This is a genomic window from Prolixibacter sp. DSM 2831, assembly GCF_056493735.1.
Map to the genome: position 1 here is coordinate 1,609,350 of NZ_CM151379.1, position 24,668 is coordinate 1,634,017.

The 24,668-nt window shown below is 44.6% G+C and carries 21 protein-coding genes; 7 read left to right on the forward strand and 14 right to left on the reverse strand.

Annotated features, from left to right (window positions below; translation table 11 throughout):
* Positions 1-17: 17 nt before the first annotated feature.
* Together AC060N_RS06405 and AC060N_RS06410 are read right to left on the reverse strand one after the other, a co-directional pair.
* The gene (locus AC060N_RS06405) at positions 18-878 is read right to left on the reverse strand and encodes a transglutaminase family protein (RefSeq protein WP_479526356.1); all 861 of its coding nucleotides are present in this window, start codon (positions 876-878) and stop codon (positions 18-20) included.
* 9 nt (positions 879-887) lie between these two features.
* Positions 888-1,763 (reverse strand): nucleoside phosphorylase, encoded by an 876-nt coding sequence (locus AC060N_RS06410; protein ID WP_479526357.1) that lies wholly within the window; start codon positions 1,761-1,763, stop codon positions 888-890.
* Between the two features lie 152 nt (positions 1,764-1,915).
* Here AC060N_RS06410 and AC060N_RS06415 point away from each other — a divergent pair, with 152 nt between their 5' ends.
* Together AC060N_RS06415 and AC060N_RS06420 are read left to right on the forward strand one after the other, a co-directional pair.
* Positions 1,916-2,728 (forward strand): prohibitin family protein, encoded by an 813-nt coding sequence (locus AC060N_RS06415; RefSeq protein ID WP_153638442.1) that lies wholly within the window; start codon positions 1,916-1,918, stop codon positions 2,726-2,728.
* A gap of 61 nt (positions 2,729-2,789) precedes the next feature.
* Positions 2,790-3,254 (forward strand): DUF4293 domain-containing protein, encoded by a 465-nt coding sequence (locus AC060N_RS06420; protein ID WP_106542035.1) that lies wholly within the window; start codon positions 2,790-2,792, stop codon positions 3,252-3,254.
* 72 nt (positions 3,255-3,326) lie between these two features.
* Here AC060N_RS06420 and AC060N_RS06425 read toward each other — a convergent pair whose 3' ends face one another.
* From AC060N_RS06425 to AC060N_RS06460, 8 genes are all read right to left on the reverse strand, one after another.
* Positions 3,327-3,785 carry a GAF domain-containing protein gene (locus AC060N_RS06425; protein ID WP_479526358.1) on the reverse strand — a complete coding sequence of 153 codons (459 nt, stop codon included), beginning with the start codon at positions 3,783-3,785 and terminating at the stop codon, positions 3,327-3,329.
* A 59-nt stretch (positions 3,786-3,844) separates the two neighbouring features.
* On the reverse strand, positions 3,845-4,297 hold the full coding sequence (gene pyrI / locus AC060N_RS06430; RefSeq protein WP_106542033.1) for an aspartate carbamoyltransferase regulatory subunit: 453 nt from the start codon (positions 4,295-4,297) through the stop codon (positions 3,845-3,847).
* A gap of 12 nt (positions 4,298-4,309) precedes the next feature.
* Positions 4,310-5,221: an aspartate carbamoyltransferase gene (pyrB, locus tag AC060N_RS06435; protein WP_106542032.1), complete on the reverse strand. Its 912-nt coding sequence runs from the start codon at positions 5,219-5,221 to the stop codon at positions 4,310-4,312.
* 305 nt (positions 5,222-5,526) lie between these two features.
* Positions 5,527-6,141, reverse strand: coding sequence for an IMPACT family protein (locus AC060N_RS06440; protein WP_479526359.1), 615 nt, complete (start codon positions 6,139-6,141; stop codon positions 5,527-5,529).
* A gap of 3 nt (positions 6,142-6,144) precedes the next feature.
* The gene (locus AC060N_RS06445; protein WP_479526360.1) at positions 6,145-7,005 is read right to left on the reverse strand and encodes a hypothetical protein; all 861 of its coding nucleotides are present in this window, start codon (positions 7,003-7,005) and stop codon (positions 6,145-6,147) included.
* A gap of 80 nt (positions 7,006-7,085) precedes the next feature.
* Positions 7,086-8,516: a chromosomal replication initiator protein DnaA gene (gene dnaA / locus AC060N_RS06450; RefSeq protein WP_106542029.1), complete on the reverse strand. Its 1,431-nt coding sequence runs from the start codon at positions 8,514-8,516 to the stop codon at positions 7,086-7,088.
* A 352-nt stretch (positions 8,517-8,868) separates the two neighbouring features.
* The gene (locus AC060N_RS06455; protein WP_106542028.1) at positions 8,869-10,128 is read right to left on the reverse strand and encodes an MlaD family protein; all 1,260 of its coding nucleotides are present in this window, start codon (positions 10,126-10,128) and stop codon (positions 8,869-8,871) included.
* A gap of 69 nt (positions 10,129-10,197) precedes the next feature.
* Entirely contained in the window at positions 10,198-11,397 is a 1,200-nt protein-coding gene (locus AC060N_RS06460) for an N-acetylmuramoyl-L-alanine amidase family protein (protein ID WP_463234117.1), read from the reverse strand.
* Between the two features lie 151 nt (positions 11,398-11,548).
* Here AC060N_RS06460 and AC060N_RS06465 point away from each other — a divergent pair, with 151 nt between their 5' ends.
* Positions 11,549-14,185, forward strand: a complete 2,637-nt coding sequence (locus AC060N_RS06465) for a putative LPS assembly protein LptD (protein WP_463234114.1) — start codon at positions 11,549-11,551, stop codon at positions 14,183-14,185.
* A gap of 9 nt (positions 14,186-14,194) precedes the next feature.
* Here the strand turns inward: AC060N_RS06465 and AC060N_RS06470 are convergent, their stop codons facing one another.
* The gene (locus tag AC060N_RS06470; RefSeq protein WP_479526361.1) at positions 14,195-15,244 is read right to left on the reverse strand and encodes a serine hydrolase domain-containing protein; all 1,050 of its coding nucleotides are present in this window, start codon (positions 15,242-15,244) and stop codon (positions 14,195-14,197) included.
* Between the two features lie 213 nt (positions 15,245-15,457).
* Here AC060N_RS06470 and AC060N_RS06475 point away from each other — a divergent pair, with 213 nt between their 5' ends.
* On the forward strand, positions 15,458-15,931 hold the full coding sequence (locus AC060N_RS06475) for a superoxide dismutase [Ni] (protein WP_479526362.1): 474 nt from the start codon (positions 15,458-15,460) through the stop codon (positions 15,929-15,931).
* Between the two features lie 69 nt (positions 15,932-16,000).
* On the opposite strand, the gene AC060N_RS06480 is transcribed toward AC060N_RS06475, so the two are convergent.
* Positions 16,001-16,540, reverse strand: coding sequence for an HD domain-containing protein (locus AC060N_RS06480; RefSeq protein ID WP_479526363.1), 540 nt, complete (start codon positions 16,538-16,540; stop codon positions 16,001-16,003).
* Between the two features lie 185 nt (positions 16,541-16,725).
* Here AC060N_RS06480 and AC060N_RS06485 point away from each other — a divergent pair, with 185 nt between their 5' ends.
* Together AC060N_RS06485 and AC060N_RS06490 are read left to right on the forward strand one after the other, a co-directional pair.
* Positions 16,726-19,287, forward strand: a complete 2,562-nt coding sequence (locus tag AC060N_RS06485; protein WP_479526364.1) for a hypothetical protein — start codon at positions 16,726-16,728, stop codon at positions 19,285-19,287.
* 52 nt (positions 19,288-19,339) lie between these two features.
* Entirely contained in the window at positions 19,340-20,449 is a 1,110-nt protein-coding gene (locus AC060N_RS06490; RefSeq protein ID WP_479526365.1) for a glycoside hydrolase family 5 protein, read from the forward strand.
* A 5-nt stretch (positions 20,450-20,454) separates the two neighbouring features.
* On the opposite strand, the gene AC060N_RS06495 is transcribed toward AC060N_RS06490, so the two are convergent.
* Complete coding sequence (locus tag AC060N_RS06495) at positions 20,455-20,958, reverse strand: hypothetical protein (protein ID WP_479526366.1); 504 nt, start codon at positions 20,956-20,958, stop codon at positions 20,455-20,457.
* A gap of 26 nt (positions 20,959-20,984) precedes the next feature.
* Positions 20,985-21,863, reverse strand: coding sequence for an AraC family transcriptional regulator (locus tag AC060N_RS06500; RefSeq protein ID WP_479526367.1), 879 nt, complete (start codon positions 21,861-21,863; stop codon positions 20,985-20,987).
* 188 nt (positions 21,864-22,051) lie between these two features.
* Here AC060N_RS06500 and AC060N_RS06505 point away from each other — a divergent pair, with 188 nt between their 5' ends.
* Positions 22,052-24,655: a TonB-dependent receptor domain-containing protein gene (locus AC060N_RS06505; protein ID WP_479526368.1), complete on the forward strand. Its 2,604-nt coding sequence runs from the start codon at positions 22,052-22,054 to the stop codon at positions 24,653-24,655.
* Positions 24,656-24,668: the final 13 nt, after the last annotated feature.

A 24,668-nucleotide genomic window follows, 5' to 3' on the forward strand; every position in this document is an offset into this window, starting at 1 on the left:
TTTTCGAAGCTCTTTTTTTATGCGGTAATAATCTCTTTTAATACATCCAGCTGTTTTATTTTCTCCTCATCGCCTGTTGCCCGGTAGGCATCCTGCAAACTATCAATGAGTCCTTTCAGACAAAAACGGTCGTCCATAATAATATCCGAACCTATTTCCAATTGCTGCCGACTCAGGTAGTAATCCATCTCCTTGTGACCAATGATGGCTCCTTTGTTTGCCGGATTGATGTAGAAAAGGATCGGAGAAGACGTGGTGCCAAAAGCTTCCTTCGACATCTCCGGGTCGTAATATCCCAGGAACAATACCCGCTTCAAATTCAGATGATAGATGGGTAATTGCAGCTTTCTGGCTACCAGGCAATAGAATAATGTCAGCGTGGACGGGTTTCCCTTACGGGAAGTAAGTAAATCGTTGATAAAGCAGTTTTGTGGCGCGCCAAAATTAGCCACATTCAAATCGAAATGATATAGTTCGAAAAGTACATGGTTCAGGATGGTGGTTTTTTCGAGCGAGGTTAACGACTCATTCATCTCCAGCCACGCATCTGTGACAATTTGCTGCACCTGGGTTTCCACGTCTTTCGAGTCCAGATCGGGATACTGGATTTGACTCACAATGATCCAACCATCCAGAAAGGATGGGAGTTCAGACTCATTCCAGCTTCTCAGACGGTCAGCTACTTTGCGGAACCGGAGGTGTGCAATCACTTTTTCGAGCCGATCCTGTTGTTGCAGGGTGTTGGCATTTTCCCACGCGATTTCCAACTCGGGAATTAACAATGGGTCAATTTCCATCAACTCCTGTAGCACTGCTTCATAAACCGTTTTTTCCGGGTCTTCCAGCAGCGAAATCATGGCCTGTAACTGCTTATCCATTGTTCGGATTTACATAACAATTCGTTCAAGCACGGTTTTCACCAGGTCTTTAATCACTGGTTTATAATTTTCATTCGCTTCACGCGTTACGCGGTTCGCAATGATGGCACAAATAGTGAGGGCGTGGTGACCCAGCAGATGGCTCAGTCCGTAAATCGCCGAGCACTCCATTTCGTAGTTGGTTATCTTCATTCCGTTAAAACGGAAAGACTCAATTTTGTCATTCAATTCCGGATCAGCTGTCGGCAGACGAAGCTCGCGGCCTTGCGGACCATAAAATCCCGGTGCCGAAATAGTTACTCCGGGTACCATGTCTTCCCCGACAATCTTCTTGAAGAGCTCTGAATCGCTTTCCACTACATACGGCGAAGTCAACAGCGGGTTCCAACTCGTGTGTTCTTTAAAGGCTTTTTCGAAATCTACATCGGCAAAGGTTTCACGTCCGGCGTAAAAGTTCATCAAACCGTCAAAACCAATGGCGCGCTGCGAAGCAACGTAGCTATTAACCGGAATATCGCCCTGAAGTGCACCGGATGTGCCAATGCGGACAATGTTCAGTGCCGTATGCTCTTCTTTGACTGTGCGGGTTTTCAAATCGATATTCATCAGCGCATCCAGCTCATTTACTACGATGTCGATATTATCGGTTCCAATTCCGGTCGATAAAGCCGTAATCCGCTTGCCGCGAAATGTCCCGGTTGCCGATACAAACTCCCGGTTCTCGGATGTCGATTCAATGTTGTCAAAAAATGAAGAAACCAGCTTTACACGTCCCGGATCTCCCACTAAAATAATGTTTTCAGCAAGATTCTCAGGTTTGAGATGCAGATGAAAAATAGTCCCGTCGGGATTGATAATAAGCTCAGATGCTTTTATTTTTTTCATAGATTTGTTCAAAATTGTTGTATATCCAAAACTATCGAAAAATAATCATAATTTCAAAGCTACGAATTACCTGCTTTTTCAGTATTTTTCGACGTACCTGACCATTTTTCGTTTCAAACAGAAATTTCAAACTAATCACTTAAAATAACCGTATGAATTTTAAACGATCCTATCTTATTCTTGCTGCTATTGTTGTTGTCGTTGTTGTTTTTTTCAGTAGTAGTATGTTTTTTACCATCGAACCTGGCGAACGCGCCGTTATCTTCCGGAAGTTTTCGACGGGATTGGATAAGGAACATGTCTATCTCCCCGGATTCCATATGATTGCTCCCTGGAACAAACTCTTCGTTTATGACGTGAAGGAAAAGAAGCGTGAAGAAACAATGGACGTGCTCGATAAAAATGGTTTGTCCATCAAAATGGACGTTTCCATTCGTTTCAATCCGGTTCATAATCGCATTGGATACCTGCACGAAACCTTCGGTAAGGACTACATTGACCAGCTGATTATTCCTGAAATTCGTTCAACTGTCAGGCGCGTAGCGGGCCGCTACACTGCCGAGGAGATTTATTCGACCAAACGGTCAGAGGTGGAGTCCGCTATTATCGATGAAGCCCGGAAAGTGATGGAGCAAAATAACATCGACTTACGTGCTCTGTTGATTCGCTCCATTAATCTGCCTAACGAGATTAAAATGGCGATTGAGAGCAAGCTGAAGCAGGAGCAGGAAGCGCTGGCTTATCAATTCCGTCTGGAGAAAGAGAAAAGCGAAGCTGAACGGAAACGGATTCAGGCTGAAGGTATCGCTGCATACAACGATATCATCAATAAATCGTTGACGGATAAAATATTGAAGCAGCGCGGTATTGAGGCGACGTTGGAATTGGCCAATTCACAAAACTCCAAGGTGATTGTGATTGGTGCCGGAGATAATGGTCTGCCGTTGATTTTGAACAATAACTAATCGGTCGATTTCTGTTGATGCTTAGCGGCGAAAGATTAATTTTGCAGGAAAAAGAATAACCATGTTACAACGAATACAGTCCATTTATCTGTTGGGAGCACTGTTGTTAATAGTGGCCCTGTTTTTTGTGCCGTTTGCCGAAATAGTCGGGAGCGACGGTTCTATTTACGTTTTCGACAAAGCGGGAATTTACCTGCAGGGAGCCAAAGACCCGGAGATTCTCTACAGCGGTCTTGCTATTCAGGTTTTCCTGGGAATTATTGTGCTGGTGAACCTGGTTACTATTTTCTCCTTCAAGAAACGGATTCGTCAGATTCGGCTGTCGGTTTTCAATATCCTGCTGATGATTGGCTTGTCGGGCGTTATCTACTATTTCGCATCGCACAGCGCCAAACTGCTCGACGGAAAATTTAGCTTTGAGCCCAGCCTGGTAATGCCGTTAATTGCCGTGGTGTTGACGTACCTGGCTATTCGTAGCATCGGCCGTGATGAAGCGCTGGTTCGCTCCATCGACCGCATTCGTTAAGCGAAAAAATCACCAAAAATAAAAGGCTGTTCCGATGTGGGACAGCCTTTCTTATTTTGAAAAGGTATGTTCTTAAAATTGTTCGGCTACCATTTTGCAAATGGCTCCGAGAAATTGCTCGTCTTCGTCGGTAAATGGTCCGGCCGAGTGCGAATCGATATCGATTTCGGCCACAAATTTTCTGTTTTTCATAACCGGAACCACAATTTCACTTTGTACATCGATGCTGCAGGCAATGTAATTGTTTTCGGCACTTACGTCCTGCACTACTTTGCTTTTTCCGCTTTCAGCAACCTGTCCGCATACGCCTTTTCCTACCGGGATATGGGTGTGTTCCGTTGGTTTGCCAACATACGGACCTAAGACCAGTTGGTTGTTGCTTTCATCCAACAGGTAAAAGCCGACCCAATCGTAGTGGTAGACCTCTTCTTTCAGTTTGGCGCAGATGTCGGCCAGTAGTTGCTCACGGCTCTTCGAAGCATCGAACAGCGGTTTTATGCCATTCAGGATATTTTGAAAATCAGTTTGCATGGTATCAAAAAATTAGCATTTCGTTTTCCGGTTCAACCGGAAGTCCAAAGATGACAATTCTATTTGATATCCATCTGATCCTGATGGGTGATTTTTTCACAATAATGGCATTTCAAAGCTACCGGTGATTTGGAAATTACCTCGAAATGTGTGTCGATGTTTTCGTTGTTCGTGATGCACTTCGGATTGAAGCAACGTGCGATATCCTGGATTTCGTCCGGAATTTCGACCACGTATTTTTCCACGACCTCGTAGTCTTTGATGGTATTGAGCTTGGCATGCGGAGCTACCAGCGCAATTTTGTTAATTTCTTTGTCTTTGAAGAAACGGTTTTCCACCTTGATGATGGCTTTCCCTTCCATCACATTACTGTCCAGGTTGTTTCCAAAGGTGACCATGTCTTTGCATTCGTCGAGCTTCAGAATGGAAATTACTTTGAAAAGGGCAGTGGTGGGGATATGATCGATAACGGTACCTTGCTTAATGGCACTTACGTTTAATTGCTTTTTCATTGTGTTCGGGAATTATTTCAGGTTCAACAAATGAGCGATAATAGCCATACGGGTGTAAACGCCGTTTCGGGCCTGTTCGAAATAGTAGGCTTTCGGATTGCTGTCTACATCGGTATGAATTTCATTCACACGGGGCAGCGGGTGTAAAATTCGCAGGTTGTCCTTGGTGTGTTTCAGCATCTTGTTGCGCAGGATGTAAACGTTTTTCACCTTCTCGTAATCAACCGGGTCAGGGAAGCGCTCTTTCTGGACTCTCGTCATGTAAATAATATCGGCTTCGCTAATGATGTCAGTGAACTCAGTGTGCTCGAAATAGCGCAGGCCTTTCGACTGAAGGTACATTTTGTACTCATTGGGCATGGTCAGTTCCGGTGGTGCGATGAAGTTGAAAATCGGATTGTCGAAATGCGACATCGCCATGAGCAGACTATGCACTGTTCTTCCGTACTTCAGGTCACCTACCATAAACAGGTTGATGTTGTCGAGCGTCTCCTGCGTTTTCACGATAGAATACATGTCGAGCAGGGTTTGAGTGGGATGCTGATTGGCACCGTCACCAGCGTTGATGACCGGCACGTCCGACACTTCGGAAGCGTAGCGGGCACTTCCTTCCAGCGGGTGGCGCATCACAATCAAATCGGCGTAGTTGCTCACCATTTTAATGGTGTCGTGCAATGATTCCCCCTTGGTGACACTGGAAGAGGACGAATCGGTAAAACCAATGATTTCTCCACCCAGACGGTTAATGGCCGTTTCGAAACTTAAGCGGGTGCGGGTGGATGGTTCAAAGAAAAGGGTGGCTACCACTTTTCCGTCAAGAAGTCGCTGATCGGGATTGGCTTCAAAATCAGCCGCCAATTCCATGATGCGCATGTATTCTTCTTTCGAAAAGTCGGTAATTGAAATCAGATTTTGTGCGTTCATTGGAGCTACGTTTACAAGTTAATGAATGGTGTTTTAAAATTGCGGACAAAAAAAAACCAACAGTTCCAATTGAAAATGGCTCTGTTGGTTTCTTTTGAAAGAAATATCTTTAGTCGAAATGATCGATCTGCGAAGAAATGAAGAGAACGCCCTTCCCATCGCCTGAGTTTATTTCGAAAGCGAAATGGTTCGTACAACCGAATGTTATCAATTGCTAATGGCTGTTCTTGCTTCATTAGAGACAAAGATAGGGAAACTGGTTTTGAAATATTTCAATTTCAACTCAAAACTTATTCACAAATTGTTCATCGAACGCCAATGCGCTCGACCTTAGTTTGTTCCAGCGACGATAGCTTGTCAGTGATGGTCCCGCTCAACGATTGACGCACGGCCAGCACAATGCGGCACGACAGTTCAAACTGAGTCTCCAGTTGCTCCAGATTGTCGTCTTTGATAATGGTCATTACGTCGTTCATCGCAGGATATTCAAACTTCACTTCGAGCAAATCTTCCACGACGCGTTCGATGATTTCTGCTTGTTCCAGCGCGTCTTCGGCAGCGGTTCCGTATGCTTTGATGAGCCCGCTAACGCCGAGCAGCGTTCCTCCAAAATAGCGAACCACTACAATGAGGATGTTGGTGAGCTCTTTTGATCGAATTTGCCCGAGAATGGGACGACCAGCGGTGCCCGAAGGTTCACCATCGTCGTTGGCCCGGTAACGTTCCATATCGGCTCCAAGCCGCCAGGCGTAGCAATGATGACGAGCATTGTGATGATTCTTTTTAAGCTCGGTCAGAATTTCCTTGATTTCCTCTTCCGTGAAAACGGGATAAGCATAAGCGATGAATTTACTTCCCTTATCCTTGTACAGCCCTTCTGATGGTTCGGCAATGGTTAGATATGTATCGGTTGTTTCCATGAATCAAATGTAAACGAGGATAAAGATACTGATGAATGAGAGAATAATCCCGGTCCAGTTAACAGTACTCAGCTTTTCGCGGAAGAAGAGCATGCCGAGAATGGTGGAGAAGGCAACGATGCACATGTTGTTCAGGCCGAAAACCACCGAGCTGGCCAATCCGCTGTACGAAAGCGCATGGATCATAAAATAGAGCGAACCGAAATTGGCTGCTCCCAGGAAAATTCCTCCGGCAATAACGGGAAGGCGGAAGAACTCTTTCCAGCCAGGCCGTTTAAAGAGGGTTACTACCAAGCCAATTATTCCCGCGGTAGCGAACAGGATAGTCGTAAAAACAGCCGTTGTAGTTCCTCTTACGTAAACCTGTTGAACGTATTTCACCATTGAGTCAACCGCTCCGGTACCCAGAAAGATGACGACCGGCAATAAAACGGCATTCCAATTGGTTTTTCCGTTTCGTTTATAAATGGCCAAAAGCACGGCCAGTATAGCAGTTGCAATTCCGATTATCCGGAAGATGGTTACCCGTTCGCCAAAGAACAGAATGGAGTAGAGGATGGGTACAACCATTGAAAGCTTGGCCGCCAACGCCGTAATCGTAATCCCGGCCTTTTGCGAAGAGCGGGCTATCAAAAAGAAGATGGCAATAAAAAGGATGCCAATCAAAAGAGCATAGGGAAGCCAGCCAGCTTTTACTATCGTAGTTACCGAAGGCAAATGAGGAACCAGCCGGAATCCTAATACCGACGCGGTGATGTAATTCAGCAGAATGACGAGAAAAAGGTCGGCTTTGTACTTTTCCAGGAATTTGAATATGAAAAAGATAAGCGTCGACGACAGAATACTTAACAGCAGGTAGTGCATGGATTTGCGATCTTTTACGGACACGAAAATATAAAAAAAAGCAGACCCGGAGGCCTGCTTTTTCATCACTTAATGAAGCATTACATCTTCAGCTTGCGTTCAATTTCGTCGATGTATACCCTGAAGTTTTTGTCCGTATCTTTCAGATTACTTACCGTTTTGCAGGCATGTAGCACGGTCGCGTGATCTTTTCCGCCAATTTGCGAACCGATGGACGCCAGCGACGATTTGGTCATGCTCTTCGAAAAGAACATGGCAATCTGCCGGGCCTGTACAATTTCACGTTTCCGTGTTTTGGCCTGTAAACTGTCGATTGGCATACCAAAATAGTCACACACTACCTTTGTAATAAAATCGATGGAGATTTCGCGCCGGGTATTTTTCACCAGCTTGTTCACCATCTTGATGGCCAGATCGAGCGTAATCTCTTTTTTGTTCAGGGTTGCCTGGGCGAGGAGCGAAATCAAGGCTCCCTCCAGTTCACGGACGTTGGTGTTGATATGCGAAGCAATGTACTCGAGGACTTCTTCGGGTATATCAATACCGTCTTTGTAGATTTTCTTCCGCAAGATGTTCATGCGGGTCTCAAAATCGGGGATCTGCAAATCAGCAGTCAATCCCCATTTGAATCGCGACAAAAGACGCTGTTCCAGTCCCTTCAGTTCAATCGGTGGCTTATCCGATGTCAGGATAAGCTGTTTTCCGGTTTGATGCAGATGGTTAAAGATGTGGAAAAATGTTTCCTGTGTCTTTTCCTTGCCGGCGAATTCCTGCACGTCATCAATAATCAATACGTCAATCATTTGATAGAAGTGCAGGAAATCGTTACGGTTATTGTTCCGCGTCGCTTCCGCAAACTGTGTCTGGAATTTGTTGGCATTTACGTAGAGCACTACTTTTTCGGGGTACCGCTCTTTTACTTCAATCCCGATGGCTTGCGCCAAATGGGTTTTCCCAAGTCCCGAATTACCGTAAATCATCAGGGGATTGAAAGCTGTTCCTCCCGGGTTTTGTGCTACCGCGAAACCGGCACTTCTGGCCAGCCGGTTGCATTCGCCCTCCACAAAATTATCGAAGGTATTATCCATCTTTAGTTGCGGATCGATGTGCAACTTCTGGATGCCGGGAATCACGAACGGATTCTTGATAGATTTTTCCTCTTGCGTGAGGGGAGCTGAAAGCGGCCGGTTTTTAATTTTCTTGTTGTTGTTTGTCGGCAGCTTCACGGTATAAGGCTTGCTGTTAACAGTATTGTTGTTGTCAACCACAACACTGTACTCCAACTTGGCTCCAGTCCCGAGCTCTTTTCGCAGGGTCTTACGTAAAATGTCAATGTATTGCTCTTCAAGGTACTCGTAAAAAAACGGACTCGGTACCTGAATCGTCAATACATTCTCTTCCAATTTTACCGGAACAATAGGTTCAAACCATGTCCGAAAACTAATGGCAGGAACGTTGTCCTTAATAATCCTGAGGCAATTTTCCCAGGCCTTTTCATGGTCGTTGTTCATTTAGGCAGCAGGCTTAAAAGAAGTTCAACTTTGTTATTATTTCCATTTCCCAAGACAAAGGTTATAAAAAATTAGCCTGAAAAAAATTCCATCGACTCTTGCATTTTAGTATCGGTTTAGACTTCAGTTTATTAAAAAAGTAAAAAAAATAAAATAAATTAACTATCTAGTAGTCAATTATTTGAGTTCTAGCATGAGCCACAAAATCTTGGTAAGTAGATTTTTGTGAATTCATTCGCTAAGCTGGTTTTTGGAATCTTCCCGGTAGTGATGCGGCAGGCTCGGTTACCGGGAGGCTATTTCCGATTTTATTCAGCTATCGAATTTAAAAAAAATGAAATTGGAATGAAATTTATTTGTTAACCTTTTTTAACGCTCTTTCTAATCTGATTTTTTTACCATTTTTGAATGCCACGATCGAGGCGTCGGGAAAGACATTTTGCGCCTTATTTAAAATAGTTCTAATTTGCTCAATCGATGATGTGTTCCCGACAAAATAGTTAAAGTACTTACCTGATTTGACCTCTTCGACATCCTTAAATGGTTTAAACAGAGCTGATTCCATAGGTATTGCTGAAGTGCTGCTTACCAGTAGAACCCTAAATTTCACATTCTCATTAGGTTGCGATGTATGCTTAGGAGTGAGATAAATTTCTTTGCCTAGATCGAATGCAGAGAAGTGGATAAAACGCTTCGGATTTTGACGTAAATCGATCAACAACCGGTTCAGGTTTTGAGTTATCCGGTTAAGATTGTTATACAGCATCGGATCATTTACCAGTAATCCCAAACTTCCATCCTGGTTATTCACTTTGGTCATAATCTCATCCAGGTTGGTGAGCATATCGTCGAACTTGCTCAACGAGGCTTGCAGCTGCAGTGCTGAAAGTGTATCGCTTACGTTCGACAGGTTTTTCATGATATTATTAATATTGTCAGCGTTGTTGTTCAACGTCTCACTTATCTTTCTCAAATTGGTGATGGTGGAGGCCATGTTTTCTTTCTGGGCGGCCACCAGCAAGTTCAGGTTCTTGGATGTTTGTTCGAGATTAAGAATGGTATTGTTGATGTGGGCGAAGCTTTCCCGCAGATTGTCCCGGGTTTTGTCATTAAATACATAAGTAACTACCGTGATTGCAGAGTCGAGCGAACCGAGCAGGTTTTCAGCCTTAGCTTTAATCGGGGCTAGCTCCTCACTTACCTGTTGTTTCAGGTCAGCCTCTACGGAAGTACGAAGTGTATCATATGGTTGGTAATACTGTTGACTTTTTCCCATCGTCAACTTTACCGAACGTGAGCCCAGAAGGTCTGTGCTGACAATTTCAGCTACGGTTCCTTTAGGGATTTCGAAGTTCTTGTTGATGGCCAGTTTGACCATGAGATCACCGGAGCGATCTTCCTTAAAATAGATGTCGCTGACATAACCTACTTTGAAGCCGTTCAGCCGTACATCTGATGAGGCCTCGAGGCCGCCGACGTTATGATAACGGGCGTAATATATTTTTTCTGATTTGAACAGGTCACGTCCTTTCAGGAAGTTGATTCCCCAGATAAGTATCGCGAGGCTACCCACAGTGAGTATACCGATTTTTGTGGTCTTACTAATTTTCATGCGTGGCTAAGATTGATATAGAGTCTAAACAAAAGTAAAAAGGAAAATCCTGATAAAAAAAGCACTATTTTACTTTAATGCTTCTGCAGCGACTTTTCTTCGTGCCTTTTGCATGGAAACCGGATGGCCGTTTTCGTATGCTACCACGTACGCATCCGGGTACTTTTTCTGAATCTCTTTCAGTTGATTCTGCACATCATCTTCGCTGGTCGATGCGCTGGTGAGGTACTTATATATATTGTCGGTCTTGATTCGGTACAGATATTTGACCCCTTTAAAATTCTCCGGCTCGAGTTTCAGCTCTCGTTTGGAAGCAGCAATTTGGATGGCAAATACGACTCCTTTATACAGGTCAACGGTGTCTCGTTTGGACACAGCTAACGAGTCGATGGCCGGCTTGACTTCCTCTTTTTTGTTTTCAACCACCTGTGTGTGGTACTTGCTGCGTGCCTCAATGGTTTCCTTGTATTTCCGGAATGCCCGGAATATGGCCGACGCAATAATGGCTCTTCCGTTGTCACTTTCGAGGTAGTTCAGCTCTTTCTTGTTACTCATGTAGCCGGTTTCAATCAATACGCTGGGCATTGATGTTTCGCGGAGTACAAGGAAACCCGCCTGGCGAACGCCGCGGTCACGTCGTCCTGCCCTGGTTCTGAACTGGTCTTCCACATCGGAAGCGAACATCAGGCTTTGGTCCAGAAATTCATTCTGAACCAGTTCGAACATAATATATGATTCAGAGGAGTTGGGATCGAAACCTTCGTACCGCGTGGTGTGATCCTTCTCGAGCAAAATTACGCTGTTCTCTTTCTTGGCAACTTCGAGGTTGTCTTCTGTTCGGTGCAATCCCAGCGCATAGGTTTCGGTACCATGAATAGACGGTGTACCACAGATATTCGCGTGAACGGAGATAAATAGGTCGGCCTTTATTTTGTTGGCGATTTCAGCACGTTTGTACAATGGAACAAAGAAATCGCTGTCGCGCGTATAGACGACTTTAACGTCCGGCATGTATTTCTCAATGTAATGACCTAATTTTAAAATAATGCCGAGAGCGATATCCTTCTCCATCTTTTTTCCGACCATGGCACCGGGGTCGCGACCGCCGTGGCCTGCGTCCAAAACAACTGTTTTCAGTTTATAGTTTGGATCGTTTCCTGGCTGGGAAAAAGCGGGCTCCGGGAACAGAGCGGCCATTCCCAGTATGAGAAGGACGATCTTTTTCAGGTCTTTTATTTTATTGAGGTAGAGGGAATTTATAATGTACATTTTGTCGCTTGCTTTATCATAACTACTACAAAAATAGAAAGATTAAATAATTTTTAGGGAGACCCCAATTCTAAAGGAGGTTTTTTTACTTTTGCACTACATAATTTTATCGCTGATTCGGTAGGTTAAACGTATTTGAATAGACACGATTTTGAGTAAAAATCATCGATTATATCTTTTCTTTGTCATCCTGTTGTTTAATTCGTTGATGGCTTATGCTCAGGAACCGGTTGAACGGAAAACACCTCAGTTGCGCTCGGGTAATGTGAATCCTCAGATGCAGCCCGCAACCAATATTTCCCCGGTTCCGGATTCGCTGAGTCAGAATCAACAGCAAGATCAGAAATCTTCACAGCAAGTACAATCCATTGATGCAGAAATCACCTATACGGCGTCCGATTCGCTGGATTTTTCCATCACCGGGAAAAAGGTGTTCATGTACGGTGATGCTCAGGTTAATTATAAAGATATTCAATTAAAGGCGGCTTACATCGAATTGAACCTCGATAGCAGCGAAGTTTATGCGGTTGGTATGCCCGACTCAACCGGAACCATTCAGGGAAAACCAAACTTTAAACAAGGTTCCGAAGAGTTTCAGGCAGATAAGATTCGCTACAATTTCAAAACAAAAAAGGGAATTGTATTTGGTGTGACCACCGAACAGCAGGGAGGTTATGTACACGCCGAAAGAACCAAACTGGTTAACGATTCGACTTACTGTCTGAAAAACGGTAAATACACGACCTGTGATGCGGAACATCCGCACTTTTACCTGGAAATGACCAAAGCCAAGGTAATTTCCAATAAGAAGATTATCACCGGTCCGGCTTACCTGGTGGTGGAGGATTTGCCACTGTATTTTGCCATCATTCCGTTCGGATTTTTCCCGAATTCGCCAAAATATTCTTCCGGTTTTCTGATGCCTTCTTACGGTGAAGAGAAGAACCGTGGTTTCTTCCTGCGCGATTTCGGTTACTACTGGGCGGCCAGCGATTATTTCGATGTAGCACTCCGCGGCGATATTTATTCGAAAGGCTCCCGGGGAATAAAATTTCATACCAATTACAAGCTTCGATACAAGTTCAGCGGAAGCTTCGACCTGAAATATTACAAGAACGTTTTTGGTGACAAAGGTCTTCCCGGGTACAAAACACAAAACGATTTTGCTATTACGTGGAGTCACCGGATGGATCCAAAAGCGAGCCCAAACCAGACGTTCAGTGCCAGTGTGAACTTCTCGACCAGTTCGTATGATCAAAACAATGCGTATTCTACGCAGAATTACCTGACAAACACCAAACAGTCGAGTATTTCATATACCAAGCGTTGGGAAAATTCGCCGTTTTCCATGTCGGCTAACCTGCGGCATTCGCAGAACAGCCGTGATACGACCATTAGCCTGACGCTGCCGCAGATGACGATTAATATGAATCGTATATATCCGTTCAAGTCGAAGAATCGTGCGGGGAGGGAAAAGTGGTACGAGAAGATTGGTGTTAGTTATACGGCCGATATTCAGAATCGGACCAACATGAAGGAATACGACTTGCTGAATTCGTCGTTTATTACCGACTGGGAAAACGGAATTAAGCAGAATATTCCGATTAGTACTTCCTTCAAGGCATTGAAATTCGTTACCGTCAGTCCATCGTTTAATTACACGGAGCGTTGGTACACCAAACAAATACGGAAAGATTATAATTACGATACCAATAGATTACAGGTTACCGATACCATTTACGGCTTTACCCGCGATTACGATTATTCGTTTAGCGTGGGGGCGTCTACCAAGTTGTATGGTACGTACGCTCCGAAAAATCCGAACAGCAAAATCAAGGGTATCCGGCACGTGATGACGCCCAGTATCAGCTTCAGCATGCGACCCGATTTCAGTGATCCGCGCTACGGTATGTATGGAACAGTTGCTGTTTATGACTCCCTCGGAAGACCTGAAATGATCAGGTATCCGTATCACGATGGTGCCCTTTACGGTACTGCGGGAAGCGGACGTTCTGGTTCTATCGGCTTTAGCCTGAACAATACGTTGGAAATGAAAAAGCTGAAGTCGGAGAAAGATACAACCAGCAAGGATGCTTACAAAAAAATCAAGCTTCTTGACCAGCTTTCGCTGAGTGGCTCGTATAACCTGGCAGCTGATTCATTGAATCTTTCGAACATCAGTTTGCGCGGTCGTACCAAAGTGGCGGGAACCAACATCAACTTTGGTGCTATTTTCGATCCGTATGCCATGGTCGACGGGCGACGTATCAATACCTTCGAAGTGAACCAGACAGGTAAGTTAGCGCGTTTGACATCGGCAAATCTCTCGTTTGGTCTGTCCTTTAAGTCGAAGAAAAACGATGATAAGAACGGGAAAACGCCGGGAGAAGAAGCGGTGGATGACGGGCAGGGAAAAATTCTGCCCGGAGAATACCCGGAGTATGCAGACTTCAATTTGCCTTGGGACGTTCGCCTCGATTACAGTTTCCGGTACAGTAAAAACAGGCCTGACGTGAGTGCTAATATAACTTCCACTGTTGATTTTTCGGGTAACGTGAACCTGACGAAGAAGTGGAAAATTGGCTTTTCATCGGGTTACGATATTGGCAACAACCAGGTGACGTTTACACAATTTAATGTGTTCCGCGACCTGCACTGCTGGCAGATGTCTCTCAACCTGATTCCATTCGGATACCGCCGAAGTTACAGTTTCACCATCAGGGCCAGTTCGGCGCTGCTGAAGGATTTGAAACTGAACAAACGTCAAAGTTTCTACGATAATAATTAGGATATTTTTTCAGAGAACCACGCCGGACGTTTGAAACGCAATGTCAAGCAATTGGTATAGTTCCGGAATGTTGATGCGCGTGAAATCGGGCGAGCCTAGTTCGCCCTGACGCACAACGATCATGTTTTCTTTTGGAACGATAATCAGGTATTGCCCCATTTGACCACGACTGAAAATAACCTGCCGCCCACGGTAATTGGTAATCCACCAGTACCAGCCCCAGCTGTTAATCTCTTTGCCGGCGGCATTGCGCAATCCTTCTACCGGGGTAATCATCTTTCTGAGGTAATCCCGCGACACAATTTGTCTGCCATCCCAGTAGCCTTCGTTCAGAATAAGCTGACCAATGCGCGCTAAATCTTTCGCGGTAGCAAAGAAGCAACAAAATGCTTTCACATTTCCTACATCATCGACCGACCAAAGCGCCGGTTCAGCACATCCTAATGGTATCCAAATTTTCTTTTCAAGGTATTCTGATATTTTCATACCGGAGGCCCTCTCGATCACCATGGCCAGCAATTGTGCGTTGGCGCTGGTAAAATGCCAGGTTTCGCCCGGCGGCTCCGACGATTTCATTTTCAGGATGCGTTTGTTCAGATCTTTGGCATAATAAGCCTGAAGGGAAAAGGGCCAGCGTTTGGTCATATTTTGCGCAGGTTGTAGTCCGGATGTCATCTCGAGAAGATTCCGGATGGTTATGCCCTGGTTCATCTTCTCATAGAACTCCGGATAAAAATCACTGACATGTTGGTCGACGCTTTTAATGTAGCCATCCTGAATGGCGCTTCCGACCAGTAAGGAGAGAATTCCCTGCGTCAGATTAAATGAGTTGGACCTGAATTTAGCACCGGCATCCTGCGAGTAGTATTCTTTAACAATCTGGTTTTGATGAACAACTACATAGCTGAAAGTATGGCCCGCTGTAAGGTAGAGTTTCTGTTTTTCGCTAAGCGGAATCTGGCTTTTTGGGGGAAGTACAGACCATGGCTCAACACTGCCGGTATCAATCTTCTGATTATCGAAAAGTTTGTAATCGTCGTACCCTGGTGTACGATACATAAGAATTCTTCTGCTGAAACGGGGCATGACAAATGCAATCACTAATCCGATAATTATCAGGCTCAATGAGAAGAATATACGTCCCCTTTGTCGTTTAGTTAGTGCCAAGCTTTGTTTTTTGTTTTCAAACAGCTGTATTCTGTTATTGTTGAACAATGAACGACTTACTGTGTTAATAGTACGCAAATTAACTAACGCTTAAAACCTGATATTATGAAAAAATTGGTGTTCATTACCCTTTTTGCTCTTCTTGCTATGTTTTCGGGTGAGGCAAAAGCCCACTGTGAGATTCCCTGTGGAATTTATGGAGATTCGCTTCGTATTCAATTGCTAAAAGAAGATATCCATACGGTGGAAAAAAGTATGCAAATGGTAACCCAATTATCTGGTGAAACACCTGTTAATTATAACCAGTTGGTTCGTTGGGTAACCAATAAAGACGTGCATGCAACCAAAATACAGGATACCGCGACGCAGTATTTTATGTTTCAGCGTATCAAGTTGAGCGACGATCCGGAACAACAAAAGAAGAATACAAAAATGCTGGGACTGCTGCACGAATTATGCGTGTATGCCATGAAAGCAAAACAAACTACCGATTTGAAATACATCGGGATGATGAACGATGTAGTCGATAAATTTGCCGCTTTGTACTTCGAAGGGGCAGAGCATGAACATAGTCACTGATAGAAAGTTTAGGTAAGGAAGAAAGGCGGGAATTTTCCCGCCTTTTGTTTTGTTGTCAATATTTCTTGTTTACAGGAATAACTCACACCATTCGTTAAAACGGTTAATATTTTTCTGTCCGAAGCGCCCCATCGATTTTCTGATTTCGTCGAGCGATTTTTCTTTTTTCAGGTCCTTGCTTTTGGAAAAGAACTTATCGGCAAAGCAAATAATTTGTTCTTCCACCGATTCCGGAACAAAATCGCGCTCCGGCAGAGGTAGTTTGTTTTTTATCACTTCTTCTGCCGTAATGCCTACTCCGGTGTGACGTTCACATACCAGGGCATGGTCGTTCAGGCCTTCTGTTTCCAGCATTTCGCGCCCCAAATAACCATGGCACAAATAGGGAAGTTCGCCGTGACATCCAAGGTCGGGAGCATGGGTTTTAATAATGCCGATATCGTGCAGCATGCCGGCTTCGGCAATAAAATCCGAATCAGGATTGAGTTCCGGATGACGCTGGGCAATCCATAAGGCTTTTTCGGTAACCAAATGACTGTGAGTAACCAGAATTTGGTAGGCTTGAGTGTCTTTTCTGTAGTAGTGGTCAATAATTTTCAGTGGTTCCATGCTCCTGGTGTTTCGGGTAAAATTAACGTTTTTGAAGTTGCCCAATTAAACGTCTATCATAAAATTATATAAAAGGCGATTTCCTTTTTATCCCTAAAGGGAAAAAATATTACAGAAATTCGATAAAACCTTTTCATTCTGTTAACTGGTTACGTTATTTTTAAAGTCTGTTAAATCGATAAATAATGACTGAAAATAGTTTCCCCGAAAACAAATTGTTCCTGAGAGGCTTGGAATTGCTGAAGAGAGGCAAGGTAGAAAAAGGCCTCAAGCGGATTCAAAAAGCATTCGATTCCGGTTATAAGCCAGCAATGATATTCCTTGATTTCTACGAGCAGGAGAACTCATGGGAGACGGCATACGAAGCTTTCGAGAATTTGATGGAGAATGGCTTTTCGGATGCCGCCTTAACCATTGGGAAGTGGTATTATACGGGCGAGAACCGGCAAAAAGATGCCAGTAAATCGGTTCGTTGGTTTCTCGAGTCAGCCCGTGCCGGCGGTGCCGATGGTTGTAATTACATCGGAGAAATGCGCGAAACAGGTATCGGGTTGGAAGAGAATGACGAGAAAGCGTTTGAGTGGTATGAACGGGGAGCTGAGCGGGGAGACATTATTGCGAAGTATAATTTCGGACGACTGGTCCGTATTGGTAAAGGCGGCCGCCGCGATTTGGAAGAGGCCGTTGATAACTGGTACGAATCGGCAAAAGCCGGCTATGCCCCGGCGATGTATAAAATCGGGGAGGTTTTCGAAGAAGGATTGTCGGTGCCCGTAAAATTGCCAAAGGCATTTGAATGGTATTTGAAAGCTGCTGAAAAAGATTATCCTGAAGCATGCGGTAAGGTCGGTCGTTTCTTTTACGAAGGAAGGGGAACGGAACAGGATTATGCACTGGCTTATCATTGGTTCTCGAAAATTGGTGAACTCATTCCGGCTGATATTTCCATGAAAATGGGAAAAATACTCTTCGAAGGACTTGGTGTTGAGAAAAATATCGAACAGGCGAAGAGATATCTGGAACAAGCTGCCGACGCGAATTTCATGGAGGCAATGTTTCTGCTTGGACGTTTATTGGACGAATTGGGCGAGTCCCACGATTGGTACCAGGTAGCGGCCGATAAGGGGTATGCGCCGGCACAGGAAATAATTGCTAGCCAATACCTTGAAAAAGCCGAATCCGAAGGTGTCGAATGGCTCGAAAAGGCTGCTTTGGGAGGTAATGCAGAGGCCATGCTTCGGTTATCATATCTGTATGAAAAGGGTGAGAATGTTGAAGTAAATACGAAGAAAGCTGTTGACTATGCCAAACGTGCGGCGGATAAGGGTGTCGTTGAGGCGCAATATCGTTACGCCAGTATCTGTCTGGCGGGAGAAATCACAGAAAAGGATGAGCATGCAGCGGCCGACTATTTCAGTCGTTCGGCCGAAGCCGGACATCCTCGCGCTACTTACCTGATGGGTATCTTGCACGAGAAAGGACTGAGCTATTGGTCGGATAAGGAAAAAGCGTTTCAATGGTTTATGGATGCGGCTGAGAAAGGTGTACCCGGTGCCATGTTCCGCGTAGGCGTTTACTTCGAAAATGGCATCACGGTAGAGAAAAATACCGAAAAGGCATTTAACTGGTATCAAAAAGCAGCCGACGAAGGTTATGCCCGGGCTTTGTTTAATCTGGGCGTGCTTTACGAAGCTGGCCGGGGAACGGAGGCCAGCATGGAAAAAGCTGTGGAAATGTATCGCCTCGCGGCAGAAAAAGATATTCCGGGAGCCATGAATAATTTGGGCAACGCCTATCATCAGGGCAAAGGCGTGGAGGTGAACCTGGAAGAGGCGGCCAAATGGTATCAGAAGGCGGCAGACAGTGGTTTTGCTTTGGGCGAATACAACCTTGGTGTGCTCTATTACATGGGCGAAGGTTTAGAGAAAAATTATTCAGAGGCATTTCAGTTATTTGAGAAGGCTGCAGAGAAAGGCTCAGTGGAAGCAAAATATAACCTGGCCGGAATGTACTTTTATGGCGAAGGTGTCCCGAAAGATCAGGAAACGGCTTTTGCACTCTACCGCGAAGCAGCTGAAAATGGTTTCTCCGAGGCTTGGCGAACACTAGGCGAACTTTATTTAGATGGTGAGGGGACGGAAGCCGATCCGGTCAAAGCGGCCGAATGTTTTGCCAAAGGTGGCTATGGCGGCGATAATGAGTCGCGTTTTATGCTGGGACGTCTGTATGCCGGAAATGACGAACAGGCCGATTTTCCGAAAGCCATTTCATTTCTGGAACCCGCAGCGAAAGACGGATTCCTTCCTGCTGCTAACCTGTTGGCGACCTTATTGGTCTCGCCCGAACTGGAAAAACGTAATCCGGCAGATGCCTGGAAATGGTTAAACACAGCTGCTGAAGGTGGATTGCGCGCGGCCAAATTGAATAAGGCCACTTTCCTGAAAAGAGGAGAATTAAATGGTCCCGATTTTAAAGCTTGTTTGGAGCAATTAACCGAGTTGGCAGATGGCGGCGATGAGATGGCCCGTTTTAATCAGGCTTTGCTCTATCTCGCAGGTTTGGGAGTTCGCAAAGATGTGGATAAAGCCCGTGAATTGTTGGAGGATGCTTCTGTTGGCGGCTGGTTTACCGCTGCCGAATTATTGCACATGGAGAAACTTCCGGAAGGCCCTGCTGCGCTGGAATACTGGATGCCATACCTGGTAACCGATGCCGAGGGGAATATTCTGAAAGGAAATCTAAGTTAGAGGAGGTAAGAGACGATTTCCTGGTAAGCTGACCTAACAAAACCTACATACGATGGAAAGACGTGACTTTTTGAAACGAGCCGGTCTGGCAACAGCCGGAACACTCCTTACTTCGGGCAGTGCTATGGCTTTCGATGAAGCAAGGGATATTCGCCCGGGGAAAATTCCCCGCTGGTATGGTTTTAATTTGTTGGCCAAGTTTTCGGGAAATCAGCCCAACCGGAAATATGATGAGGAAGATTTTGCCCTGATGCAGGAGCTGGGATTCAATTTTGCCCGTCTGCCCATGTCCTACTGGAACTGGTCGAAACCGGAAGTGGACAAATGGATGGACATCAACGAAAAGATATTCCTCGATATCGATCAGGCAGTGAATTTCGGTCATCAGTATAACGTTCATATTAATATGAACCTTCACCGGATTCCAGGATACTGCATCAATGGTCGGGGTCTGGAACCAATCGATTTGTTCTATGGACCAGAGAAGGAGAGAGCTCTTGAGGCTGCCATTTACCATTGGCGCTATATTGCCCGGCGTTACAAAGGAATTCCGAATCGTCGTTTGAGTTTCGACCTAATCAATGAACCTCCTGTTACACCTAATGAAAACTACGCTCGTGTGGTCAGAGCGTTGGTGGAAGCTATCCGAGAAGAAGATCCGAAACGACTGATTTTTGCTGACGGCATCAATGTGGGACGCGATCCGGTTCCGGAAATTGCTGATTTGGGCCTTGTACAGAGTTGTCGCGGTTACGACCCGATGCAGGTTTCACACTACCGGGCGAGTTGGGTCCCGGGATATACTCCCGATAGCTGGCCGGAACCTTCCTGGCCGTTTACTGATAAGAATGGTAAAACCTGGAACAAAGAGGTGCTCAGAAAGGAAAAGATCGATCCCTGGCGTCCGTTGGTGAAGAAAGGTGTGAATGTGCATGTGGGCGAATGGGGATGTTATAAATATACTCCGCATGAAATCTGCCTGAGCTGGATGGAAGACTTTCTTTCGCTGTGGCGTGAAATGGGCTGGGGATGGAGTCTCTGGAACCTAAAAGGCGATTTTGGTATCTTTAATTCAGGCCGGAAAGATGTGGAATACGAAAATTTCCGTGGTAACCAGCTCGATCGGAAAATGCTGGAATTGTTGCAGAAGTACCGTTCGTAGTTTGGCTATTTTGTTTTATCGGAGGTTTGCTTTAATGAGGCATCGATAGCCTTAAGGACCCTGTTTTGGGTGTGCCAGTTCAATAAATTCATAATCAGAAAGAAGATCTCAATAAACACGAGGACAAAACCAATTATTTCATTAAAGTAAAAACTAAAAGCAGAAACTGGCAGCAATAGGATAAACAACCATTTAATAGTTGAAACGGAAAATAAACCTGATTTGAAATGTAAAGTCATTAGTGATTTTTGCTGACCCTGCTCTTCTATTTTTAAGAATACTCTGAATTCTGCAGATCCACCGAGTCCGCCATTTTCTGAAATTAATAGTTCGTTGGTTTTCTCTGTTTCATGAATGTATAAAGAACCAGCTTCTAACGATTGTTTTTTATAGTTGGCCCAGCCTGCTTCAGGCGCTTTTTTGAAGAATGGTGAATTTAAAAGCTTCTCCAGCGCAGTTTCAGCGTTTTGGTTGATAACTTTTTCTGATTTCGAGGTTAGGTCAGGCATGGTAAATATTTTGGTTATCGAGGGTTTTAGTTTTCTTTCTTCGAACTTCGGTAAATATTTCGATACTCTTTGGGAGTCGTGTGCATTATTTTTTTAAATGAACGATTAAAGTTCGAGAGGTTGTTAAAACCGCAGGCAAAGCAAACTTCGGAAATATACATATCGCTAACCGCTAGTAGTTTGCACGCCTCGCTGACGCGGGTCTCGATTACAATCTCCGAGAATGTTTTCTTGGTTACTTTCTTGACAAACTTGCACACCGAACTCTTATTCATATTTAATTCCTGGCTCAGCTCCGTAAACGAAATGTCGTTCGATTGATAGTTCTGCAAGATGTAGGAATAAATTCGCTCAATGCGGTTTGATGCTTTCAAACTGTCTTTCACTTCGTGATGAAAATGCGTAATGACTTCCTGTGTTTCTGCATTAGCCAGCAAATCCAAGAGACGGAAGAAGTGCAGGAGCCGGTTGAATCCATTTTCGCGTTCAATCAAAAACATTAGCGGCAATGCTTTCGACGACGTTTGTGAATTGAAAAAAATGCCCTGCTGACTCTTGTCCAGCAACTCTTCAATTTTTTTCATCTCAGGAGCATTCCAGAATGCGTCGCCAAACATGTCCCTTTTAAAGTTGACTACAATCTGCTCAGTGTACTGATTGGTAATCCAGGAGTGGGGAAGGTTCTCACCAATCAGAACAAAGTCACTTTCGGTATAATCGGAAATATTGTAGCCTACAAATCGCTTCCCGGAACTTTTCAGTGTGTAAGTGATTTCAAAGTCGGGATGATAATGCCACACGCCTTCGTTGTGGATGTCGGGACGTTTCGCCCTTACAATCCTTCGGCAAAGGATGGATTGTCCCGGGTCCTCTGTCAGCATTTCGATGGTTGGTCTTCCGGTCATCTGTTTAGAATGATTCTTACTTTATGTTATTAAAATGGCAGTGTATTGACGATAAAGTTAGTCATTAAATGAAGAAAGGCAAATGAAGTATCATAAATGGAAAATAAGAGTCAGGAGTCCGGGAATTTTAGTTCCTAGTTTTACCATCAGAAAATTCAATCCAAGTCCTATTAAAAAATAGTAAACCTATGAAGACTAACATTTTTTTAGTTCATTTTCTAGCCTTAATGATGTTATCTCTGACATCAATGGCGCAGGGAACAGGTACCTTATCAGGAAAGGTGACTGAGAGTGATAACGGCAATCCACTGCCTGGGGCACAGGTATATGTCGATGGCACAACAAACGGTACCATCACCGATGGAAATGGCCATTATTCACTGAGCCTTCCGGCTGGAACGAATACGGTTAGTGTTTCGTTTGTTGGTTATACAAAGCAAACCACAAAAGTTACCATCCAGGAAGGCAAAACACTTAACAAGGATTTTGCCCTCTCTGCTGACTTGTTTAACCTGAACGATGTGGTTGTAACGGCAACGTTTAGTAAACGGACCCAATTTGATTCACCGTTGTCGATGACAACCATGGATAGCAAAAAACTGGAGAAATTGACGTCCAACAGTCAGGCTGATATTCTGCGGACGGTTCCCGGTATCACAGCCGAAGGTGGCGGTGGCGAGGTTGCTTCCAACGTGTTTGTACGTGGTTTGCCTTCCGGCGGACAGTATCAGTTTACACCGATTCAGATTGACGGAATTCCGATTTTGAGTGCTTTCGGTCTGAACTCTTCGGCACATGACGTATATTTTCGGAATGATTTAGGCTTCCGGAATATGGAATTTGTAAAAGGTGGTGTTTCGACCTTGTTCGGCGCTGGTTCGGTTGCCGGTATTATCAACTATTCCAGTATTACTGGTTCGGCTATCCCCGAAAACAAAATTCAGCTGGAATGGGCTGATGGCGGACGCGCACGGGCAGATGTTCTCTCTTCAGGACAAATTAATAAAACGACTTTCTATGCCTTTTCAGGATTCCTCCGGTATGACGAAGGGCCTTTGAAAACAGGCTTAAAAACAGTTGGTGGACAGTTCCGTGGAAATATAAAAAAGATGTTGAATGACGGTAAAGGCGCTTTTACCCTTTACGGACAGTACATCGATGACAAAGTAGTATTCTATTTGCCTTATCCGCTGAAAAACGACAACGGAAACTATTCCCGCCCGAAGGGAAATGACGGAAAAACGGTTTATACGACATTGACGGGTGAAGCGACTGATTTCTCTTTCGATACTCCTTATGGTGTGCACAAATCGCAAATTAGCAACGGAGTAATGACCAAAGGTGGTTACCTGATGGCTGATTTCAACTACAATTTCGATAATGACTGGGTGTTGAAGGTTAAAACAAAATACGCCAGCTACCAACATCAGTTCAACTTGTTTTTAGACGGTGACGGAGTGCATAACGTTCCGGAACTGCAGTCTGATTATCTTGCTGCAAGAGGTTTGCCTGCCAATGCAACGTTCACATATGTTTCTACCGGACAGCCGTTAAAATCGACCGATTTGCTTTTCCAAAACCGTATTTTGGATCGTAATCGTCCGATGCAGGAATTGGTTGGTGAGTTCAACCTCTCGAAAAATTTCGCCTGGGGAAGCGCGAATCACAATCTTACGATTGGAACATTCAATTCGTACACCTCAGCCCGCGATGATGACTACATTTACAGCTATCTGGGCGATTTCCGGAATGAACCGAAAATGGTTAACGTAACTTACCAGGAAAACGGAGCGACTCAGAATTATACCGAAGGTGGTTACATTGTCGGTTCCGGTTCGCAGACGTCCAATAAAGTAAATGCGATGCAGAAATCGGCCGGTTATCTGGCTGACGAAATTAAGTGGGAGCGATTCAATCTGGATGTGGGTATCCGTTACGAGCATGCCAAAGGATTTATTACCAGTGAAACCGGAATTGGCTCCAACACTTTCGATAAAGGAACCGTACAAACCAATGGTTTCGCGTTGGCCATGGCTGGTTTGTATAAATTATCGCACCAGGCTAATTTGTATGCGAACTTCTCGAAAGGTTATTTCTTCCCCGAAATTCGTTCGGTGAAATTTATCAGCCCCGGTGTGACACAGTCATATAAACCTGAAAAAATTTATCAGGCGGAAGCCGGTGCTAAATTCGGATTTAAGAATTTTGCAGCCAATCTTGGCACTTACTACGTAACATTAGGCGACCGTCGTTCAGTTGATTTTGTGAATGATGGTGCTGGTGGTGTCACCGAACAGGTAAGTGTGCAAAGTACACGGACCATTGGTCTGGAGGCGAATGCAAGTTATTACCTGACTAAGAAGCTGAATTTCTACGGTAACTTAACTCTTCAGAATCACGAGTATACCAAAGTAGAAGGAAATCCGGATCAGGTTGGTAACTGGTTGAGAAGACAGCCCCGTGCCATGGGAATGTTGGGTATTGCCTACAATGATGGTGTGTTTGATGCCGGTTTGTCGGATAATTTCATTGGCAAGCGTTTTGCCAACGATGCAAATACAGTTAAGCTGGATCCCTATTCCATCATGCGTTTGGATGCAGGTTACACAACGATGCTGGGCAAAACTCAGTCATTTCGACTGGGAGTATCGGTCTTTAACCTGGCTAATTCAGTGGGTATTACCGAAGGATCTCCTCGTCAGGGAAATTCGCAGATTAGCGGTGGCGACTTTTTCGTCGGCCGTCCGATTCTGCCAAGAAGAGTATATGTGAGAGCAACCTTTAGTTTCTAATCAAATTTTCACT

Coding starts and splice junctions, on each gene's coding strand:
- AC060N_RS06445 (WP_479526360.1), bottom strand. CDS start 7,005: ATGCACTACCTGCTGTTAAGTATTCTGTCGTCGACGCTTATCTTTTTC.
- pyrI (WP_106542033.1), bottom strand. CDS start 4,297: ATGAAAAAGCAATTAAACGTAAGTGCCATTAAGCAAGGTACCGTTATC.
- AC060N_RS06495 (WP_479526366.1), bottom strand. CDS start 20,958: ATGCCTGACCTAACCTCGAAATCAGAAAAAGTTATCAACCAAAACGCT.
- AC060N_RS06460 (WP_463234117.1), bottom strand. CDS start 11,397: ATGTACATTATAAATTCCCTCTACCTCAATAAAATAAAAGACCTGAAA.
- AC060N_RS06415 (WP_153638442.1), top strand. CDS start 1,916: ATGAATTTTAAACGATCCTATCTTATTCTTGCTGCTATTGTTGTTGTC.
- AC060N_RS06470 (WP_479526361.1), bottom strand. CDS start 15,244: ATGTATCGTACACCAGGGTACGACGATTACAAACTTTTCGATAATCAG.
- AC060N_RS06480 (WP_479526363.1), bottom strand. CDS start 16,540: ATGGAACCACTGAAAATTATTGACCACTACTACAGAAAAGACACTCAA.
- AC060N_RS06505 (WP_479526368.1), top strand. CDS start 22,052: ATGAAGACTAACATTTTTTTAGTTCATTTTCTAGCCTTAATGATGTTA.
- AC060N_RS06455 (WP_106542028.1), bottom strand. CDS start 10,128: ATGAAAATTAGTAAGACCACAAAAATCGGTATACTCACTGTGGGTAGC.
- AC060N_RS06475 (WP_479526362.1), top strand. CDS start 15,458: ATGAAAAAATTGGTGTTCATTACCCTTTTTGCTCTTCTTGCTATGTTT.
- AC060N_RS06440 (WP_479526359.1), bottom strand. CDS start 6,141: ATGGAAACAACCGATACATATCTAACCATTGCCGAACCATCAGAAGGG.
- AC060N_RS06405 (WP_479526356.1), bottom strand. CDS start 878: ATGGATAAGCAGTTACAGGCCATGATTTCGCTGCTGGAAGACCCGGAA.
- AC060N_RS06425 (WP_479526358.1), bottom strand. CDS start 3,785: ATGCAAACTGATTTTCAAAATATCCTGAATGGCATAAAACCGCTGTTC.
- pyrB (WP_106542032.1), bottom strand. CDS start 5,221: ATGAACGCACAAAATCTGATTTCAATTACCGACTTTTCGAAAGAAGAA.
- AC060N_RS06485 (WP_479526364.1), top strand. CDS start 16,726: ATGACTGAAAATAGTTTCCCCGAAAACAAATTGTTCCTGAGAGGCTTG.
- AC060N_RS06500 (WP_479526367.1), bottom strand. CDS start 21,863: ATGACCGGAAGACCAACCATCGAAATGCTGACAGAGGACCCGGGACAA.
- AC060N_RS06490 (WP_479526365.1), top strand. CDS start 19,340: ATGGAAAGACGTGACTTTTTGAAACGAGCCGGTCTGGCAACAGCCGGA.
- dnaA (WP_106542029.1), bottom strand. CDS start 8,516: ATGAACAACGACCATGAAAAGGCCTGGGAAAATTGCCTCAGGATTATT.
- AC060N_RS06420 (WP_106542035.1), top strand. CDS start 2,790: ATGTTACAACGAATACAGTCCATTTATCTGTTGGGAGCACTGTTGTTA.
- AC060N_RS06410 (WP_479526357.1), bottom strand. CDS start 1,763: ATGAAAAAAATAAAAGCATCTGAGCTTATTATCAATCCCGACGGGACT.